General features: G+C 61.9%; 14 protein-coding genes and 1 pseudogene. 12 read left to right on the top strand and 3 right to left on the bottom strand.

The annotated features are described in order from the left end of the window. The first annotated feature begins 29 nt into the window (after window positions 1-29). The 7 genes and pseudogenes from Q1A44_RS19425 (at window position 30) to Q1A44_RS19395 (ending at window position 9,592) form a co-directional block, all read left to right on the top strand. Entirely contained in the window at window positions 30-2,003 is a 1,974-nt protein-coding gene (locus Q1A44_RS19425; RefSeq protein WP_299628571.1) for a ParB/RepB/Spo0J family partition protein, read from the top strand. A gap of 73 nt (window positions 2,004-2,076) precedes the next feature. After that, window positions 2,077-2,634, top strand: a complete 558-nt coding sequence (locus Q1A44_RS19420; RefSeq protein WP_299628570.1) for a regulator — start codon at window positions 2,077-2,079, stop codon at window positions 2,632-2,634. Window positions 2,635-2,732: 98 nt separating this feature from the next. Next, window positions 2,733-3,398, top strand: coding sequence for a hypothetical protein (locus Q1A44_RS19415; RefSeq protein ID WP_299628569.1), 666 nt, complete (start codon window positions 2,733-2,735; stop codon window positions 3,396-3,398). Window positions 3,399-3,505: 107 nt separating this feature from the next. Continuing rightward, entirely contained in the window at window positions 3,506-7,768 is a 4,263-nt protein-coding gene (locus Q1A44_RS19410) for a strawberry notch family protein (RefSeq protein ID WP_299628568.1), read from the top strand. Between the two features lie 85 nt (window positions 7,769-7,853). Beyond that, window positions 7,854-8,240 (top strand): DUF6878 family protein, encoded by a 387-nt coding sequence (locus tag Q1A44_RS19405; protein ID WP_299628567.1) that lies wholly within the window; start codon window positions 7,854-7,856, stop codon window positions 8,238-8,240. 1 nt (window position 8,241) lies between these two features. Then, window positions 8,242-8,673, top strand: a pseudogene (locus tag Q1A44_RS19400) (hypothetical protein); the annotation flags it as partial. Window positions 8,674-8,863: 190 nt separating this feature from the next. After that, a complete protein-coding gene (locus Q1A44_RS19395) occupies window positions 8,864-9,592 on the top strand; it encodes a DUF736 family protein (protein ID WP_299628565.1) in 729 nt (242 codons plus the stop codon). A 201-nt stretch (window positions 9,593-9,793) separates the two neighbouring features. Here the strand turns inward: Q1A44_RS19395 and Q1A44_RS19390 are convergent, their stop codons facing one another. After that, window positions 9,794-10,126: a type II toxin-antitoxin system RelE/ParE family toxin gene (locus tag Q1A44_RS19390; protein WP_299628564.1), complete on the bottom strand. Its 333-nt coding sequence runs from the start codon at window positions 10,124-10,126 to the stop codon at window positions 9,794-9,796. After that, window positions 10,126-10,401: a hypothetical protein gene (locus Q1A44_RS19385; RefSeq protein ID WP_299628563.1), complete on the bottom strand. Its 276-nt coding sequence runs from the start codon at window positions 10,399-10,401 to the stop codon at window positions 10,126-10,128. Before Q1A44_RS19385 ends, Q1A44_RS19390 begins: the two co-directional genes overlap by 1 nt. A gap of 626 nt (window positions 10,402-11,027) precedes the next feature. Between Q1A44_RS19385 and Q1A44_RS19380 the strand changes: the two genes are divergently transcribed. The 5 genes from Q1A44_RS19380 to Q1A44_RS19360 all read left to right on the top strand — a co-directional run bounded on the left by Q1A44_RS19380 (window position 11,028) and on the right by Q1A44_RS19360 (window position 17,716). Further along, a complete protein-coding gene (locus Q1A44_RS19380; protein WP_299628562.1) occupies window positions 11,028-11,957 on the top strand; it encodes an SLOG family protein in 930 nt (309 codons plus the stop codon). A 529-nt stretch (window positions 11,958-12,486) separates the two neighbouring features. Beyond that, on the top strand, window positions 12,487-12,693 hold the full coding sequence (locus Q1A44_RS19375) for a hypothetical protein (RefSeq protein WP_299628561.1): 207 nt from the start codon (window positions 12,487-12,489) through the stop codon (window positions 12,691-12,693). A 583-nt stretch (window positions 12,694-13,276) separates the two neighbouring features. Continuing rightward, window positions 13,277-13,855 (top strand): transposase, encoded by a 579-nt coding sequence (locus tag Q1A44_RS19370; RefSeq protein WP_299628560.1) that lies wholly within the window; start codon window positions 13,277-13,279, stop codon window positions 13,853-13,855. After that, on the top strand, window positions 13,842-15,704 hold the full coding sequence (locus tag Q1A44_RS19365) for a relaxase/mobilization nuclease domain-containing protein (RefSeq protein ID WP_299628559.1): 1,863 nt from the start codon (window positions 13,842-13,844) through the stop codon (window positions 15,702-15,704). The genes Q1A44_RS19370 and Q1A44_RS19365 overlap by 14 nt, the downstream gene beginning before the upstream one ends. A gap of 8 nt (window positions 15,705-15,712) precedes the next feature. Then, on the top strand, window positions 15,713-17,716 hold the full coding sequence (locus tag Q1A44_RS19360; RefSeq protein ID WP_299628696.1) for a type IV secretory system conjugative DNA transfer family protein: 2,004 nt from the start codon (window positions 15,713-15,715) through the stop codon (window positions 17,714-17,716). A gap of 65 nt (window positions 17,717-17,781) precedes the next feature. Here Q1A44_RS19360 and Q1A44_RS19355 read toward each other — a convergent pair whose 3' ends face one another. Then, entirely contained in the window at window positions 17,782-18,876 is a 1,095-nt protein-coding gene (locus tag Q1A44_RS19355; protein WP_299628558.1) for a type IV secretion system protein, read from the bottom strand. Window positions 18,877-18,880: the final 4 nt, after the last annotated feature.

The raw sequence follows: 18,880 nt of genomic DNA, 5'->3' as shown, positions 1-18,880 counted from the left end.
GGCCTGAACACTAATCACAAGGACAGACCATGACCCAAGCCTTCAAACCCGTCTCTATTGCCATCGGCAATCTTGTGCCCCATCCCGCGAATGTGCGCGCCAAATCGCCCGAAACCTATGCCTCCGAGAACATCACCCATCTTAAGGCCAGCATCGCCGTTCTTGGCTTGCTGCAGCCGCTGCTCGTCCAGAAGATCGGCGGAAAGTTCGGAGTTCTCGCCGGTGGTCGCCGACACGCGGCGCTGCAGGAGCTTGTCGCGGACAAATCGGCCAAGGGCTTCACCAAGAACACGAAGATCGACTGCCGTCTCGTGCCCGACGATTGCGATGTGATCACGGCGCTCTCGCTGGCGGAAAACATCACTCAGGAACCGATGAACGCCATCGACGAGTTCGAGGCATTCGCGCGCATGATGGAGGTCGACGGGCAGACGCCCGAGACCATCGCCAAGACGTTCGGCACGACGATTGCGGCCGTCAAAGGCCGCCTGCGCTATGGCCTCATCCATCCGGACATCCGCGATGCGGCGCGGGCGAAGACCATCACGCTCGATACGATGAAGGCGTTCGCGGATCACCCAAGCCAACAGGTTCAGAAGCAAATCTTCGAAGCTCTGACAAAGGAGGACAGCTATCTGCAGGCCTACACCGTGCGGCAGGCGCTCAAATCCCGCGGTGTGCAGGTGAGTGACGATATCGGGGCCTTCGTGCGTGAAGAGTATGAGGCCCGGGGCGGACCCATTGCTGCCGATCTTCTGGAAGAACACTCGGTGCTGGAAGATGCCGAACTGGTCGAAACCATCCTCCTCGAGAAACTCACCACTGCTGCCGAGGACACCTGTGCACAAATGGGCTTTTCCTGGGCCGAGGCGGTCGTGCGCTACGACTACGCGGCGATGGCGGACTATGGCCGTGTCTACCCCGGACCCATCGAACCCGATGAGGTCGGTCAAAAGCGCCTGGATGTGATCAGCGAGGAACTCGAGAAGCTTCAGCTGGAGATGGAAGACGAGAGCCTCGAGGAGGCCGCCTACGATGCGCTCTACAACAATTTGGATGCGCTGGAAGCCGAAGCGCGCGATCTGCAAGAAGCCTACAGCGCCGAGGATCTTGCCCGATCCGGCGTGATCGCATCCTGGTCGAACGGCCAGGTCACCCTCCATATCGGTCTCGTGCGTCCTGAAGATCAACAGGAGACAACCGGCAAAGCGTCGAGTTCTTCTGCCAAAAATGACGGCCTCGACAGCGACGAGATCGTCTATCCGGCCTCGCTGACGGAAGACCTCAAGACCGAGCGCGCCATGGCTCTTGGGGCGGCCCTGACCATGCATCCGAAAGCCACGCTCGACCTGACGCTGTTCAAGCTGGTGAGCGATGTTGTCGGCACCGGCATGAGCGTCACGCAAGCCATCAAGGTCGATGCCCGCAAGGAGTATCGTACGCACGCGAAGATGGACGAGATCGACAGCACCTCGCTTGAGCAGGTAGCCGAGGCCCATGACGCGCTGAACCTCTCGTGGAACGATGAGGCGATCTCGCCTGCTGAGCGCTTCGCCCGGTTCCGCGAGCTGAAGCCCACGGAGAAGGCCAAGCTCGTCGCTTTTGCGACCGCCGCAACCACGCAATCCTGCTTCGCGCGGGATCGGCAACGCGACAGCCTGATGCATGATTTCGAGATCGAGGTGATGCCGGATATTCGGGCGCACTGGACGCCCAATGCCGCGCTCTTCAACCGCTTCACGAAGGCCTGGCTCCTCAAGATCCTCGGCGAGGAGCTGGGGCTCGCGCAGGAAGCCATCACGCTGGCCTCGTCGAGCAAGAAGGAGATCGTCGCCTTCTGCGACAAGCTCTTTGCCGAGCCCTTCGCGACACTCACGGATGCACAACGCGAGGCGGTCGCCACCTGGTGTCCGCCAATGATGCAAACGGCCGGCATTGAGGCTGCAGAACCGAGCATGACTGAAGACTCACCCGACGAAGCCGATGTGGCGAAAGCCGCCTGATCCTCTAGCGATCCACCGCGGGTCTCACCGGAGGTGGATCGCTTCTCCTCCTCCTCAATCGAAAGCAAAGCCCATGTCTCTTCTCAGCTGCCCCGCGACAGCTGTCGCGGGGCAAATAGCCCACGCGCGCTCCTGTTCAACCTTCCTTCCGAACTGGAACGGACCTGTCGGCAAGTCGGCCCTGATTCTCATCGTCGGCACGACCACACGCATCGTGACGACGGCGCAAGCCGATCCGTCCTTCGCCTTTGCCGATGGTCTCAACCCGTTTCGTAATCCAGATTGGATGGTGGCACGCCAAGCGGCCTTCCGCGATCTCACGGGGCAACTCTACACCGACATCTTTGAGGACGTCGAAATGCTCATTGACCGCGGTCATGACACGATCCGCCTTTCAACAGACGGGCATTCGATCCGGGTCTTTCTACGACGCGCGGCGGACTACTTGATTGGGGGCGCCTATGACGTCCCCTCCGGCCTAGGTGGCACGTTTCGCGTCATCCTCAAGGATGCGACCGAGACGCATGCTCTCGTGCAGAGCGACGGCAATTGCGAAGACTTCGACGAGATGCTGCCCTATCGCGTCCCGCTTGATGCTCTCATGGAAATCGATGAACGGAGGGCGGCTTGACGCGCCCTTTCTAAATTTGCATCGCCAATACCCTGCCGCGCTACGCGCTCTCGGGACATTGGCGACCATGAAATCTTCTTAAGAGAAAGGACTCTGAAATGGGTTGGCTCTTCTACACCGATCGCCGGGTCAAGACTTACGCGGATGAGAAGGCAGAGATCACCCGCCTTTGCACGTTTGACAGTGACGTCCGTAGAACGGAATTGCTCAAAGCCTGCAAGGTTGGATCGACCTGGTATGCGGCGGTCAAGGTCACGAACCTCGACGGCACGGCGGTTGAAGATCGCACCTACACGCCTGATGACGATGGCTCGATCACACTCGCGGCGGTATTTCTGACGCGCTACGAAGATGGCCGCTGGGGCTACAAAGATATGGAGGAAAGCGCGGGCCCGGTGGAATCTCGTGTCCCACTCAGCATCCTGAACCTGCTCTCCGAGATCAAGGACCCAGATAGCTACGCCCATGCCTGGCGGCAGCGGTGCCGCGATTGGGCCGCCATCCCGGACTACGAAGATGGCGACAAGATCAGGCTTGCAAAGCCCGTCACGTTCAACGATGGCAGCACGTGCCAGATCGTGACAGCCACATATTATCGCCGCGGTCGCCAAAAGCGGCGCTGCTACCGCATCGAGGAAACTGGTGATCTCATACGGCTTTCGAAAGCCTCGCTCGCGGGGTCGACCCTGCTGAGTACGAGTAAGGCGGAGGCGAGCCCCGTACTCGCAGAGTTCTTCGCCGGGGCGGGCTCTGAAATACTCTGAATGGCCAGCTTAATCGTTATTTACTCACGCCCACGCTGCCTCCTCAAAAGCGCAGAGTGGGCGTTTTGTCCTGTCAGACCTTCAATCTGACATGAGAGGACGAGCCGATGGATGGTGCAGCCGCACGCAAAACACATTCTATTCCGACGAAGCGGGAACTGAAGGATGCCCTCGCCCACATCGGTGCGACGATCCGGCAAGAACCGCTGAAGAGCTCGACGCTTGCGCGGTTCATGCGAGAGAGCTTCGGCCGCAGTGATGCGAGCGGTGTGTGGGATTGGCGCATGGCTTACGACATGATGCAGGCCGCTGCGGTGGCAGAGGTTTGCCGCGAACATCACGTGGATGACGCGACCCTTACCGCAACACTCGCGTCGCGTCTTCTTTCTGAGACACGCCGGTCCGAGCAGCAAATCCGTCTACAACAGTTTTCGACACCGCTGTCCTATGCGGCCTTGGCGGTCCAGGCAGCAGGTATCCGCAAGGGCGAGCTTGTCCTCGAGCCATCGGCCGGCACCGGGGCGCTCGCCGCTTTTGCAGCCCGAGCAGGCGCGAAGCTTTTCCTCAATGAAGTCGATCCCTTTCGCAGAGCACTTCTGGAAATCGTCTTCGAGACAACGACCACCGAGCATGACGCAGAACATATCGACGATCTGCTGCCGCCTACTCTTTCTCCATCGCTCATCGTGATGAACCCGCCTTTCGCGTCATCGGTTGATCGGTCGAACGACAAACATATCGCGGCGAAGCATCTGATCGCGGCGGCCAAACGGCTGGCGCCGGGCGGGCGTTTGGTTGCCGTCATGCCAACCAGCTTCACACCCGGACGCGATAACGCCCATTGGACGCGCGCAACGCGGATCGTCACGCCGCGTCTCGCACTCACGATTCCAGGTCATATCTATCGAAAGCTCGGGACTAGCGTCGACACACAGCTCATGGTTTTCGACAAAGTCGCTGACGAGGTCGAGATGATCCGAACTTCGGTCGAGACGCTCGAGGAGGGCCAGCGATACGTCGACGAGATCGCAATAAACCGTCCGGTCCTGATTGCGCAACAACAGCTCCGACACGTCATTCCTCAAAAAAATGCCCAAGCGAGCGCACAGCCGCTGAAGCAGCGGCAGTCCCCCGCGAAACAGCGCCCGACCACCCGACCCACTCACGCAGTGCGGCCGCTCACTTTCACCCAACTTGCGGCTCCGCGTGACAACGTGCCCGTGTCAGACATCTACGCACGCTACCGCCCGCAGCGGATCGAAATCGCAGGCGCGCAGGAACATCCCACTCCGCTGGTCGAGAGCATCGCCATGGCCTCGGTCGCACCGCCACTGCCCTCGGCCGCCAATGCCGATGCCTTGCGCTTGCCCGCGCGCCTGATCGAGGAGGGGCACCTTTCCGAGGCGCAGCTCGAAACGATCATCATGGCGAACGACGCCCATGCGCGCGATCTACCTGGTCGCTTCACCGTTGATGAGGACCAGTCCAAGCTCACGCGCGCAGACGAGGACCCGGAGGCGCAACCCTACCGACTTGGCTATTTCCTCGGAGACGGGACCGGATGCGGCAAGGGCCGGGAATGCGCGGGGCTCATTCTCGTGAACTGGCTCGCGGGTCGTCGAAAAGCGGTCTGGATCTCGAAATGCGCCACGCTCATCGAGGACGCGGTCCGCGACTGGACCTATCTCGGCGGCTCACCCGCCGACATCCAGCCGCTCTCCAAGTGGAAACCTGATCAGCCCATCGGCATGGGTGACGGTATCCTCTTCGTCACCTACGCAACGCTGCGCTCCGCAGGCAAATGCGGCACCACGCGCCTCAGCCAAATCCTTGGCTGGATGGGCGGCGCGTTTGACGGCGTCCTCGCCTTCGACGAGGCCCATGCGATGCAGAACGCCGCGGGGTCCGAGGCGGGCCGGGGTGCCAAACCCTCGCAGCAGGGCCTTGCCGGGTTGCGCCTGCAACTCGCATCACCACGGGCGCGGGTTTTCTACATCTCGGCGACAGGAGCCACGAGCGTGCACAACCTGGCCTATGCTTCGCGCCTCGGTCTTTGGGGGCAGGGACCCGAGTATCCCTTCCCGAGCCGGGAGAGCTTTGTCTCCGCCATGGAAGCCGGTGGCGTCGCAGCGATGGAGGTGGTCGCCCGCGATCTGAAGACGCTCGGTCTCTACACCGCCCGCGCGCTCAGCTTCGACGGCGTAGAATACGATGTGCTCGAACATGCGCTGACACCGGCACAGATCGAGATCTACGATGCGTATGCAGGCGCGTTCCGCACGATCCACCAGAACCTTGAAGCCGCGCTCACCGCGACCAGCGTCAATGATACCGCTGGCGAGACGAATGCCTCAGCCGCAAAGGCCTCAGCCAAGTCGCGGTTCGAAAGCACAAAACAACGCTTCTTCAATCACCTTCTGATGGGGATGAAAGCGCCAAGTGTGATCGACGCGATGCGCGCCGATCGTGCAGCGGGCCATGCCTGCGTTGTCCAGGTAGTCTCCACGGGCGAGAGCCTTCTGAAACGCCGCCTAGAGGCGATGGACCCCGAGGACGCGCTGGTCGAAGGAGCGCTGACGCCGCGAGACTATGTGCTGAGCTATCTGGAACAGGCTTTCCCGATCCACGCCCAGAAGCTCGTCGAGATCGACGGCAACATCGTGGCCGAACCGCTGCGCGATGCCGATGGGCAGTTGGTGGTCTCGCGCGAAGCATTTCAGCTGCGCGAAGAAGCGATGGTGGAGTTGATGTCCCTCGCGCCGATCCTCTCGGCGCTCGATCAGATCATCTGGGCCTTTGGCGACGAAGCCGTGGCCGAAGTTACCGGGCGCTCGATCCGTCCGCTCAAGTCCTCCGACGGTGCCCTCTACATCGAAAAGCGCGCCGCCAGCAGCAACTCTTCCGAAACAGCAGCCTTCATGGACGGCGAGAAGAACATCCTGATTTTCTCCGATGCGGGCGGAACGGGCCGGTCCTACCACGCGGCGGAAACTGCGAAGAACCAGAAGCGGCGGCGCCACTATTTGCTCGAGCCGGGCTGGCGCGCCGATGCGGCGATCCAGGGGCTCGGGCGGACGCACCGCTCGGCGCAGGTGTCGGCCCCGTTCTTCCGTGTCTGCACGTCGGATGTTCATGGCGAGAAGCGCTTCACCTCGACGATCGCGCGGCGGCTGGACCAGCTCGGGGCGCTCACCAAGGGACAACGCGAGACTGGTGCGCAGGGCATGTTCCGCGCGGAGGATAATCTCGAAAGTCCGATCGCGCGGGCGGCGCTCCGAGGTTACTACGCCGATCTCGCCGCGGGTCGCGCCGCAGCGATGGATTACGAGACCTTCACGGACTGGACGGCGCTGCGTCTGATCGACAAGGATGGCGTGCTGCTCGAGGACCTGCCGCCGATCCAGCGCTTCCTGAACCGCGTCCTTGCCTTGCCGATCCACATGCAGAACGCGCTCTTCGAAGAATTCACGGCGCGCATCAGCGATCAGACCGAACGCGCCCGCGCCGCCGGCACGCTCGATCTGGGCGTCGAAACCTTGCGCGGCGAGCGGATCGAACAGGTCTCGGCCGAAGATCTCTGGACCTGCCCGAAATCTGGCGCGGTCACGCGGATCATCGGACTGGATGTCACCGATCCCGTGCATATTCTGAGCGCGGATGCCGCTCTGGAGCGCCATGCCAGCAAGGTGCCCATGGTCAACCGGGCATCCGGGCGGGCCGCGCTTCTGTCAGCCCGGCCCATGCAGTTCCACGACGAGGATATCGTCACGCTGATGCGGAAACTCGTGCGGCCGGCAGGCTCCTCCTATCTCGAAGAAACGAAGTTTGAAGCGTCAGCGTGGGAAGTAATTGGCAAGCGTGAGTTTCGTCGCCTGTGGGACGGTGAAGCCGACAGCCTGCCGAAGACGATCACCACGCGGCTGTACCTCCTCACGGGTCTTCTTCTGCCGATCTGGAAGGACATTCCGTCGGGCAATGAGCGCATCTATCGGGTCACGCCGGAAGGCTATCCGAGCATGATCGGGCGCACGGTCAGTGAGGATGGCGCGGCGGCGCTCCGCGCGCGGTTCATGGTCGGGGCGCCGAAGTCGGTCGAGGACATGCTGACAGCGGTGCGGGGGTCCACACAGCCGGTCGATCTGGGTCGTGGGCTGTCGCTTGTCCGCCATCGGGTCGCGGGAGATGTGCGCTTCGAGATCGAAGGGGCCGATCGCGGGGCCATCGATGCCCTGAAGGCCGCAGGGTGCTTCACCGAGATCATCGCCTTCCAGCTGCGGGTGTTCCTGCCCCATGGGGACGGTGTCGACAGCGCCGGGATCCTCAGACGGATCACCGGCGCGTCTCCCGAAGAGGCGGATCGCGCCGCCTGAAAGGGAAAGTGGGCTTCGGGTCAGGGTGCGTGGGAGAGCGGTTTGCTGTCCCGCGTATCAAACCCTCTTGAGAAGGACCTGACCGATGACAAATCCCCAGATTGACTATGCGGAGATGATGGAGAAATGGCGTATGGAGCGCGAGGCGGCTCTCAAAGCCGCGCGCGCCGAACTCATCGTTGCACTTCGTGTCCTTGGTGTCGCGCAAGTGATCGCAGAATATGAAGGCTACGGCGACTCCGGCAATGTCGAAGACATCACCCTGCAGCCAAACGAGATGACGCTGGACGAAGACCTCAATCGCAAACTCGAGGACTTCGCCTGGTCCGTTGCCTACAACCAGCATCCCGGCTTCGAGAACAACGAAGGGGGCTATGGCACGCTCACCTGGGACATCATCGCCGACAGCATCACGCTCGATCATGCGGACCGCTATGTCGAATGCTCGCACAGCTATGACGAAGGACTCTGACATGGCCCATCCCTTCCATCACGCCGAAAGCTCCGCCCGTAAGTTCGGCGGTGACCCGTCTGACTATCAAGGCATTCACGATTGGATGGACGCCTCCAAAGAGCATCTCGCCCTCTTCACGCACCGCGCCCTGCGGCATCACACCCAAGGCATTTTCGAAGCCGAACGGGTCTTCGGCCAGACACTCACGAACTCCGCGGGCCGGGTGATCCCAGTTCGCTGGATCGGCGAGCAGCATGTCAAGGAAGACTGCCAGGGCCGCATCCCGAGCCTGGCCGACTGGTTCATGCGCATCGTGCCTGAACCGTGGATGGCCAATGGACGTATTGATCGGACATCCAGTGAACCCTGCGGCGATCCACGGGAGGCGTGGATCGCAGCCGTGTCCTCCGGTCGTACCATTCTGGGATCGCGGGACTGGATGGCCTCACGTGGGCAGAAGGAAGAGATCCTTGCTCGGGAGCCAGCATCGCACATCTCCACCAACGCCAGTGCAAGCTGCGATAGCAGAGCGGAAAGGAAAGAGGGCTTTGGGAAAGTGTGATCCCACGAGGGGTCGAAAAGCAAACCACCGGGCACTGATCGGAAGATAGGGCCCGGGCAATCCAGAGAAGGAACATCCTATGTTCGCAGGAACGCTCACCAAAACCACAGACACCGCAAATGCCGTTTACACCGGCATGATCCATTCCAGCCGCTTCGACATCGCGATCCAGTTGGAGACCCGCCCGAAGATGTCCGAGCGCAGCCCGGACTTCGACGTGACCGCCGTCAACAAGTCGGGCCGCAAAGTGCGTATCGGCACCGCATGGAACGAGACTGGCAATACCACGGGCAACCCCTACATCTCCATGCAGCTCGACGTTGGCCTTGGACCATTCCGCGTCAATGCGGTGCAGTCGAAAGAAGCCCGCGAGGCGCAGAGCGGGCAGTTCGAGATCATCCCGCTCGTCTCCACCGGCACCATGAAGTCCGGGTCGATCTCCGGCGAGTTGACGGCCATGGACGCCGACAACGCCTTTTCCGGCTACATCGCCAACATGATGTTCGATCTTGAGTTCATGCTCATCGAGAACGACTACAAGACCGAGCAGACCCACCCCGACTACCGGATCGAGGTCAGCTCGCCCAAAGGCACGCCCATCCGCGTCGGGTCGGCCTGGATGGCCAAGAGCGTGCGGACCGGGAACGAGTATGTCTCGCTCCTGATCAACACGCCTGATGGCGATCTGCGGGTCAATGCCGTGCAGAACGAAGAGCAGCGCGGCGGTCAGACCTTCTCGATTATCCCGTTTGTGGACAATGGCGAGCGGGAGCAAAGCGAAGGTGCCGGATTGTCGCTGGTCGCCTGATCACCGACCGAAAGTCACGACATATCGAGCAGGACGGTTGGGCCTCAGACCAACCGAGCAGGGAGTCGCGGAAACGTGGCTCCCTTTTGCTGTTTCGGCAGGACTGACGGGTAATGTCGCGAACGGCGACCATCAATGCTTTGACGCGTAGGGCGCGATCAGCGTTACCTGCGGCTGTCGCCCTGACTGGCCGACCCGTCGCTATTCCTGAAACTGTTTTCGCGCCGAAGCCAGTTTCACCCAGTCACGCCCACCAAAGGCAACGAGCGCGAGATAGATGATACCAACTGCGACATCTGGTTTGAACACGATGGTCAGGCGTTGGCCGGACCCACCGTGGCGCACGAGCCAACCATTGAGCTTCCCCGACAGTCGCACACCAGAGGTTGGATTGGACGCGATCGAATCCAACAATACATCCACTTCATCAAGGCGACGCTCTGCTGCCGCAAAATCCCCATCTGTCACGTCGACAATGTGATCCACCATGCCGATGAGATCCCGCTCGAAGAACGGGTGTCGGACGAAGTGCATCAGATTCTTTGCGTCAAAGCAGCCAGATGTTCTCGGGCACTTCCAGTCACCTTCGTCGCTTCGCCAACCGGTTCCCACTGGTCGAGTGGCAGTGACAGACGCCGTTCCAGTTCTGCCTCGAGAACGGACCTTTCCCGCTCACGCTCTGCTTTGACCTTCGCCAATTCTCCAGAGACCGCCGCGCTCATGTTCGGATACTCCCCGGCCTCGACCAGTTCTTTCGCGAAGGCGTAGGCGGTATCCGTAAAACTGACGGTCTGTTTCTGAACGCTCATGTCGGCTCCTTTGGTATTCCAATAGACTACCGTGACGGAAGTCGGTTGGCAATGGCGTTCAGGTTCAGGCCAGCGCAGGGACAGATAGGCTGACGGCCTCCCATGTTCGGCTTCGCGTGTCACATGGGAGAACAGGCCCTTGGCCTGTCGCGCATTCGGCCATGCGGCCTCACCGCGGCGTTTCGCTTGGCATCCCGGTTTGCCCGCCTCGCGAGCACGTCCCTCCCCGGCCGCTCCGCCGGATTGCGCTCTGGTCTGTTTTGGCCGAGGCCAAAACGATCCCGCCGCTCCATCCGCCTCCCGCGTCCGGTCGGTCCGTTTGCCTGCTCGGGTCCGGCAAACCTACCGACACACCACACACACATGAGCGCGGAAGCATATCCTCCGGATGGCCCCCAAATCAGCCCGCCTCAAGGATCGCAAAACTTTCCGGCGAGAGCGGGGGCTATGGCGTGGTGCGGTCCTGTGCGTGAGGCAGCGCATGTGTCGGGTGTCGCGCGCAGAAAACTTTTGCGCCCGGCAAGCCGGCGGCTGCGCCGTCCCTGACACGGGCAGATTCGGAAACCAGACGTACGGCCATGCCACCACACTCCCGTGGTGGTCGGACAAACATCTGGAGAACCGACATGGCTTACGATCAAGCAAACACCTACGAGACCATTGAACTCTTTGGGCTGACCGAAAAGGATGCCCACCTGCCGATCCCCGAGGATCACATCCTGACCGACAGCATCATCCGGGAAACCTTCGAGACCCTGCTCGGCCAGTTGCGGAACACTGGGCTGGAGGCCGAGATCGAACCGCTGGCCCACGGGCTCGCGACGGTCCTGCAGCGCCGCAAGATCGCAATCGGCAAAGAGCTGGATCGCACTGCCGACAAGATCGGCGCGCTGGCGAAGACCCATGACGGCTCGGAGATCGCCGAGACCGCACTCGAAGAGGCGCAGGCGCGGTTTCTGTACTTGCGCGAGATCGTCGGCGCCATCGAAGCGATGAGCGAAGCGGCGGCCGAGTGCTACGAATTCGAGACCGGACATGCCTTCATCCCGGCGGCAGGATCGCGGGCGAGCGCGAAAGCTCAGGAGACGGGAGCCGTCTTCGAAGCGAAACAACTCCTGGAGCAGCACGACCGCGAGACGGCCGCGAGGTCGAAAGTCGAGGGCGTTCCCCTGATCGTCTCGGGTGCGACCGACTGGACCGATATCGACGTCATCTTCTCGACGCTCGACAAGGTCCGGGAGCGGATCAAGCAAAACCGCAATCAAGCGATTTTCCTCTGCCATAAGGGGGGCAAGCACGGTGCCGAGATGATCGCGGCCCGGTGGGCGCGGGCACGGGGTGTCGCGCAGGCGCGGTTCGATCCGCGCTGGTCTGCGCATGGCCGGGCGGCACCGTTCAAGTGCAATGACGAGATGCTGGACGACAAATTCGCCGCGACCGGGGTTGTGCTCTTCGGCGGCAACGGGGTTGCACTGAACCTCGGGCAGAAGGCCGAGGCGAAGGGACTGACGGTCATGCGGGTTGCGGACCCGGCGAAAAAGACAGCGGATACCTAAGATCGAGAGGGTCGCCTTCGGGCGGCCCTTTTGTCGTTCTCACGGGAGTTGGATCACCCGTCGGGGGCAATATGAGCGCTGCGTCTCCAGTTTCGATCCGATGGCGCGCTCCAGCCGCGGCCATCCGATGAGCGGCAGCCTATCCGCTGCTGAGAACCAACAGTGAAGCATCGCTTGCTCCTGAACCGGGTCGGCCGGACAGCCACGCATGAGGCTGAAGACGACGCTATCGGTCCTGTGTCGCGGATCCTCATACCGACGCAAAGCGGCAGCGTGTTGTCTATCGCTCAACGTATCGATGATCCGGCAACAGGTCGAAGCATCAAAGCCGCCCGCTCATCCGCGTCTCTCCTTCTTGCTATGCATGTGGATCGCACGGGGTCGGCCGGGTCGTACCTTCCGCTGACGCTTCGGCAAGCACAAAGGCGGCTTCCACGGGCGGGCCCGCGGACCCTCCGCATTTGCGCTTGCACCCTGTCCTGATGCCCTCGTGCTGGGTGATCCCCATCGCAAAAAAGGAGAGACCCAAATGACCAACCACTATGTCGCAACCGTTCCCGTCAAGTTCACCGACAACGACGGCCAGGAACGGACCCGCTTCCAGCGCGTCGGCGCGATGTTCCGCAACACCCGCAACGGCGACGGTTCGGAGTTTTTCAGCCTCAAGCTCGACTTCCCCCTCGCGGTCCAGGAGCTGGTGATGTTCCCGCCGAGCGCGAAAGAACCCGAGGCGTGATCCACCTCGCGAAGGGCCGCCTTAGGGCGGCCCAATCTCGTTACCGGGGTCCCTGCGCGAGAGAAGGAGAGCCGGGCCGGTGGCCCGGCTCAAGTTATTTTTGTGGGGACCACAAGCGGTCCCAGGGGAAGAACTGAGATGGTGAGTGACAGGGCGATCCAACGGCCTCAAGGGGGCCATCCGGAATAACCCTCCGGCTCCGCCGTTCGGGTTTTTCCGGCAGAGATTTGGCGGCCCAAATCTGGCCACCCTTGACCCCGGTGGACCGCCCCATCGGAGAGGGTTTGCGCCGCCCCCTCGCTTCCGTCCGAACACGGGGCGTGTTCGGTCAAAAGCTCTGGCGCGGGCGTAAGTGAAACCGGGCGGAAGTCTTGACGTGAGGGTAGCCGCGAGGCGCACATCGGGCGGCATGGAACTCGGCGTTTCGATGGCCGCCCATCCCCACGGGTGCCCGGCAAAAATCGGCCCAGAAACAGAAATCCTGTTGAGCATTCAATAATGCAGTATTGACACAAACCGTTTGCTTTGTGATTGTGGAGAGGTCGCTGCTGAAGGTGGCAGGAAATAGGGGGGCTTTCTTCGCGTGTCCCAGACGAAACGACTAACCGCCAACCAGAAGATGGAGATCGTGCGTGAGGCCGCGGAAGGCGTCTCGACGGCGGTTCTCTCCGAGCGGTTTGGGGTATCCCAGAGGGCGATCCAATACACGCTCAAAGCCGATGCGGAGCGGCAGAAGGACACCGCCGTGGCGACAGCAGCGGTGACCGTGAAGCTGACACCTGATGAGCTCGAGGCGCTGGATGCGGTGTTTTCCGCGGCGGGGATCGAGACCCGCACAGAGGGGCTGAGACGGCTCATCCAGGCCGCCGGCGGAACCTTCGTTCCGGACACTCAACTGGCGGCTCAAATGGCGCGCTACCGGACTTCCTTGCAAGAGGTCGGGAACGGAGTTGCGCAACTCACGAAACGTATGGCCGAGGCCAACCGCACGGGGCAGGGGGCGGCGGAGTTTTCCGATCTGCGACTCGCCCAGATGCGCGGCCTCGCGCGTTTCATTCTCGATTCCGCCGACGAAATCGACCTGCTGGTTCGGCGGCGTCGCGACGCGATGCAACTGGAGGCCACGGCCGCCTTGAGGGAGTTCGCCCATGCGGCTGAATGATGCTGTCAACGACGTGACCGGCGAGGTCTTCCGGGAGGGCTGGAGCCGGATCCGGGGCTCGATGCATGGGCTGCATGTTGCCAAGCAGCGGCAGCTGATCCGGGCGGCGGCAGGGCATCGTGCAGCCGTCTTCAAAGCGATCCGGGGCGGGGGCACACATTCCAAATCCGAGCTCTCGAACCAGCTCGGTTACCTCACCACCAAGTCCACTCATATTGTCGACAGTTCCGGGTTCCTCGATGGCAAGGCAAAGCTCGACAACAAAGAGATCAAAAAGCTGACGGCGCGCTTCGCAAAGCGTTGGAGTGCGGGGTTCAAACCGAAACTCGGACAGACGACCCATATGCTTCTGTCCTACCCGATCGGCACACGGGGCGAGGACGTCCGCGACATCACGGCGAATGTCGCCGAGCGGTTCTTCCAGACCGACGAGGGGCACTTCGACTACATCATCGCGGTCCACGAGGACCGCGCGCACCCCCATGCCCATATCGTCCTGAACCGCCGGTCCCAGGAGGGCGAGTTCTTCTTCCTCGGGCGCGATCACCGCTTCAACTATGACGACTTCCGCCTCGCCATGGTGGAGGAGGCCGAGAGGTTCGGGGTGCGTCTGGAAGCGACCCGACGCCTGGACCGGGGGGTGGTGCATTACCCAGCCAGAACGCGCGAAGTCTATGCGGCGAAAGAGGCGGGCCGGGTGGCGAAACCGCGGCCCCGGGTCGGGGCTGATCTGGAGCGTGCGCTTGCCGAGATCGCGAACACCGGGACTGTCTATCACGCGCTGGCGTCGGAAGCCTCGCGAGAGGCCCGAGAAGAGTTATCCGACGCCCTGTTCCGGGCCGGGGAGCTTCTGGCGCAGGGCGGCAAACTGAACCTACAAGGAGACGTTTATATGGCCGAGGAGCAATCATTCGATGAGTTGAGAACCCGCTATGCCGATCAGGTCGCGCGCGTCCAGGGCATGATCGCCGCGAAGCAAGAGACGGAGCGCCCGCGGCTGGAACGGAGCCTCAACGAAATCCAGGCACGTCTCGCCCATATGCAACCTCTGGGGCTGAGGTCCGTAACCTTGACTGAGCGGCCGTCCGACGGCGGGGTGTATTCCGAGGCAAACATCGACCGGGACCAATTGGTGCGGCTGCAGGAACCCGACGTCCGGGCGCAGATCGACACTGCGCTCAGAGGCACGGGGATCCGGTCCTCGGTCGTCATTGCGCGGATGGAGACCGGGGCGCAGAACGCCGCCCTCGAGCGGCAGTGGATCGCCGATGATCTGGCGCGGGTGGCAGAGACCGACGGGCTCAACCTCGAGCGTCGCGCCGATCTTGAGACCGCGCGCGAGGCGCTGAACCGGGCGCATGTCCAGCTCGGCATCACGCTCGAACGAAACGAGGTGCTGCGCAAGGACGGCGTAATCGAAGAGGAGCGCGACACACCATTGAGGGATAGCGTTTTCTCGGAAACCGAGGTGCGCGCAGCGACAGAAACCGTCCGCGCGCCGACCCTCGATCCTGATCTGCGGCGGGTTCTCGACCATGAACGGGCCGGCGAGATGACCGCCCCCTTCGTGGACCTGGAGCAGCGGCTGGCCTATCGCGAGGCCGTCGAGCGGGAACTCGATGCGGAGCAGATCGAGCGGCTGCAAGACGGCGACACGGACGTCCTCCGGGAGCAGATCTCGGATCGTCTCGACCGGCTCTACGCCGCCAAGGTCTACCTTCAGTCCGACGAGGCGCCCGCGAACAGCGAGGCGGCGCGGGCCGTCGTCGAGGAAATAGCTGACCGGGAGTACGAGCTTCAACGAGCCGATCTCACCGACGGCGAAAAAGAGCGCGGGGAGACTCACTGATGGGCGGCATGGGGAGAGGGAGGCTCGCCGTCGGCGTGGTGCTGGTGAGCCTCGTTGCCATCGCGATTGGCTACGTGATCGCGTCCGCCGTCCTGACCTTCCGCGATCTGGGGTTTCAGGCGGATCCCGATTTTACCTTCATCGTTGAAAACTACCTGTGGCTGCGAGAAGCCCGGCCGGACGACTTCCGACTGATCAACCTGATCATGTGCGGGGCAGGGATCCTGGGTCTCCTGATGAGCCTCGCGATGTCAGGTTCAGCGCTCACCCGCTTCGGCTACACCCACTGGCAGACTCGCCGGGAGATGAAGCGGAACGGGTTTTTCGGTGACCCCGGCACGGGCTTTGTGATCGGCAAGCTCGGCAAGCCCACCTCGCGCGCGCCATTCCTCTGTTCAAAGACTTTCCCCCACGCACTGATCGTGGCGCCCACCGGGCGCGGCAAGACCACCGGCTTCGTCATCCCGAACCTGCTTACTTGGCAGGGTTCGGCCGTCGTCCTCGACGTGAAGGGCGAATGCTATGAGGCGTCGGCCCGTCACCGCGCCGCGGCGGGCGACGAAGTCTACCGCTTCTCGCCGACCGACTGGGAAAACAAGCGCACCCATCGCTACAACCCGCTCCTGCGCATCTACGAGTTGAAAGACCCGGCACGCCAGCAGATGGAGCTGTTGCTCCTCGCCACGCTGTTCCTTCAGAACGATAACGACCGTGTGCAGGGGCTTCTCAAGGGCGGGATCGATCTCTTCGTCGCCGCGGGGCTGTTGGCCTTCCAGCGGCAGCGGCCAACGTTGGGCGAGATTTACCGCATCGCCGCCTCGGGCGGACACAAGCAGAAGGAATATCTCGCCCGCGCTCACGAAGTCTGGAACCCGGCCGCACGGCTGATCTTCACCCGGCTCGCGTCGACCAACAACGACACGCTGACCTCCTACGTCTCGCTCCTGATGACGTCCGGGCTCGATCAATGGCAGAACCCGGCGATTGATGAGGCCACGTCGGTGTCGGATTTCGACTTCCGGACGATCCGCAAGAAGCCGTTCAGCGTATATCTCGTGGTCCAGCCGCTCATGGTAAAGCCCTTGGCGCCCCTGATCCGCCTCTTCTTCTCGGACCTGCTCTCGGCGATGCAGGACAAGGAACCGGGTCCGGACGAGCCCTGGCCGGTCATGATCCTGCTCGACGAGTTCAATCGCCTCGGCAAGATGCCCATCGTGGCCGAGAGCATCGAGATCCTGCGCCAGTATCGCGGGCATCTCGCGATCGTCACACAAACGATCCCCGCCATTGACGAAATCTACGGCGAGAACACGCGGCGCGCGCTGCAGGGCAATGCCGGCATCAAGCTCTATCTCACCCCCTCCGACGAGAAGACCGTCGAGGAGCTGAGCAAGGCTGTTGGCAAGACGACGAAGACCGTGGTCACGCGCTCCCGAGCAATCGGCAAAAACCCCTTCGAGGGGCGCAGCCAGTCCGAGCGGACTGAAGAGGTCTCGCTCTTGCCAGAGGACGAGGCGCGGCGCCTGTCGCTCGACGAGATCGTCGTCGTGGTCGATGCGCAGATGCCGGTCCGGGCCAAGCGCGTGGTGTATTTCGAGGACCCATTCTTCAAGAGCATTCATGCCGCGCAGGAAGGTGATCTGCCGTTTCCGGAAGGACCGGTCCCGCCGATGGGGGAGTTGCCGCTGAGTGTTCGGGCGATGCCGACGGCGCCGCGGGGTTCAGGTTTGACAGAGAAGGATTTCGAGGCGCGAATGGGCATTGGCGAACGGGGTGCGGACGCGCCATCCTACCCCGAACCAACTCCGGATGGGCGGCGTGCGCGCGCCGCAGTAATCGCGGACGATCAGCGGCAGTTCGAGATGGATTTCGAGGGTCAGGTCGAGCTCGATGTCGAGGCCGCGAGCGAAGATGACCTGGCCGTTGTTCAGGATGCGCTGAGTGAGTTGGATCGGCTCGAAGAGGAGATTGCGGGTGCTTCGGAGCGGGCGGGCAGGGTTGTGGCGCGCTGAGCAATAACGCCGCTTTGGAGAGCTTACAGCATTGCTTCCACTGACTTCCGCCAAGCTTGGCGACATTAATTGCGATCAAGCCGTTTGTTCCTCTCAAGCTGAGCTTGATACCGTGCTGCGGCACCGGTGTCTGCCGGGTTTTGGGGAGTGTTGGCAATCGGTTGGTTTGGTGCGGCCCCGAAGTACCTGCGCTCCGGCATGGGAGCGATGCCCATCAAGGCGCGGGCACGTAGCGCGGCATATTCAGATCCTGTCGCGCCTCCCATTAGGTATCTGTTCTGTGCTTGTTGCGAGCCAAATGCAGCGCGACCAAATGCATAGGCTCCACCGACACCGCCGGAGATAGCCGGCATCATGATATTGCCGGAAACGGCGCGCACGATTAATGGTGTCGCGATGATGAAGCCCTTCGCCATGAGCACCATCATGAAAAAGGGAACGAGGGCACCAATGTTGGGGGCCGCGGTTGGATCGCCAAGCTCGCCTAGGAGAGCTGTTGAAACGCCAGTGATGGTTGAGAACACGCCAGCAATGATGATCGGATACATAGCAAAAGAAACGACAGCGGATAGCCACCGGGCGAAATAGTCTTTTGTGACTTCAAAGAGCGTCAGGAAGATCATGATCGGCGCGAGACCGAGCAAGAGTGCGATCATAAGGCGCGACGCGACCATGAGGAATGCGGCAAGTGCTCCGAGGAGCGAGAGTAGGAAGACACCAAGGTTAGACAGAATTGCACCCGCCATCCAATTGAGTTCCTCTCCGGCTGCATTCAAATAATCTCCGAAGCGGGCAATCATTCGATCGAATTCTTCGGCGTATGTTCCAGATGGGCCTGGTGCGCCGCCGCCCACTGCAGCAATCAGCGATCCGGCAATACTGTCGATACCGCTCAAGATCGCTGCGGAGAGCGCATTAAATTGTGTCCAGTTTTGCGCGAAAATGCCGATCAGAACGATCTTCACTGCGAGCCAGAAAGCTGTTCGACTATCCATGGCGCGATACTGGAAGACCATATTGATGCAGACCAAGATGAGAACGAGCGTTACACCCAAGGTGGTGATCGTGCCGACTGTGGCCGCAACGGCACCAAACTGGGTTTCTGCCGCATCATCAAGAAACCCCTGAGCTTCGTCGACGATGTAGGACACAACGCTCATGTCT

The sequence above is a fragment of the uncultured Tateyamaria sp. genome (genome assembly GCF_947503705.1).
GTDB lineage: Bacteria > Pseudomonadota > Alphaproteobacteria > Rhodobacterales > Rhodobacteraceae > Tateyamaria.
Note: the sequence above shows the minus strand (reverse complement) of the source record. Positions and strands in the feature narration are given on the sequence as shown.

Excerpts from the sequence above, each read along its gene's own strand:
- Q1A44_RS19390 (WP_299628564.1), bottom strand. The coding sequence starts at position 10,126 with ATGCACTTCGTCCGACACCCGTTCTTCGAGCGGGATCTCATCGGCATG.
- Q1A44_RS19365 (WP_299628559.1), top strand. The coding sequence starts at position 13,842 with ATGCGGCTGAATGATGCTGTCAACGACGTGACCGGCGAGGTCTTCCGG.
- Q1A44_RS19415 (WP_299628569.1), top strand. The coding sequence starts at position 2,733 with ATGGGTTGGCTCTTCTACACCGATCGCCGGGTCAAGACTTACGCGGAT.
- Q1A44_RS19420 (WP_299628570.1), top strand. The coding sequence starts at position 2,077 with ATGTCTCTTCTCAGCTGCCCCGCGACAGCTGTCGCGGGGCAAATAGCC.
- Q1A44_RS19355 (WP_299628558.1), bottom strand. The coding sequence starts at position 18,876 with ATGAGCGTTGTGTCCTACATCGTCGACGAAGCTCAGGGGTTTCTTGAT.
- Q1A44_RS19375 (WP_299628561.1), top strand. The coding sequence starts at position 12,487 with ATGACCAACCACTATGTCGCAACCGTTCCCGTCAAGTTCACCGACAAC.
- Q1A44_RS19385 (WP_299628563.1), bottom strand. The coding sequence starts at position 10,401 with ATGAGCGTTCAGAAACAGACCGTCAGTTTTACGGATACCGCCTACGCC.
- Q1A44_RS19380 (WP_299628562.1), top strand. The coding sequence starts at position 11,028 with ATGGCTTACGATCAAGCAAACACCTACGAGACCATTGAACTCTTTGGG.
- Q1A44_RS19360 (WP_299628696.1), top strand. The coding sequence starts at position 15,713 with ATGGGGAGAGGGAGGCTCGCCGTCGGCGTGGTGCTGGTGAGCCTCGTT.
- Q1A44_RS19425 (WP_299628571.1), top strand. The coding sequence starts at position 30 with ATGACCCAAGCCTTCAAACCCGTCTCTATTGCCATCGGCAATCTTGTG.
- Q1A44_RS19405 (WP_299628567.1), top strand. The coding sequence starts at position 7,854 with ATGACAAATCCCCAGATTGACTATGCGGAGATGATGGAGAAATGGCGT.
- Q1A44_RS19410 (WP_299628568.1), top strand. The coding sequence starts at position 3,506 with ATGGATGGTGCAGCCGCACGCAAAACACATTCTATTCCGACGAAGCGG.
- Q1A44_RS19395 (WP_299628565.1), top strand. The coding sequence starts at position 8,864 with ATGTTCGCAGGAACGCTCACCAAAACCACAGACACCGCAAATGCCGTT.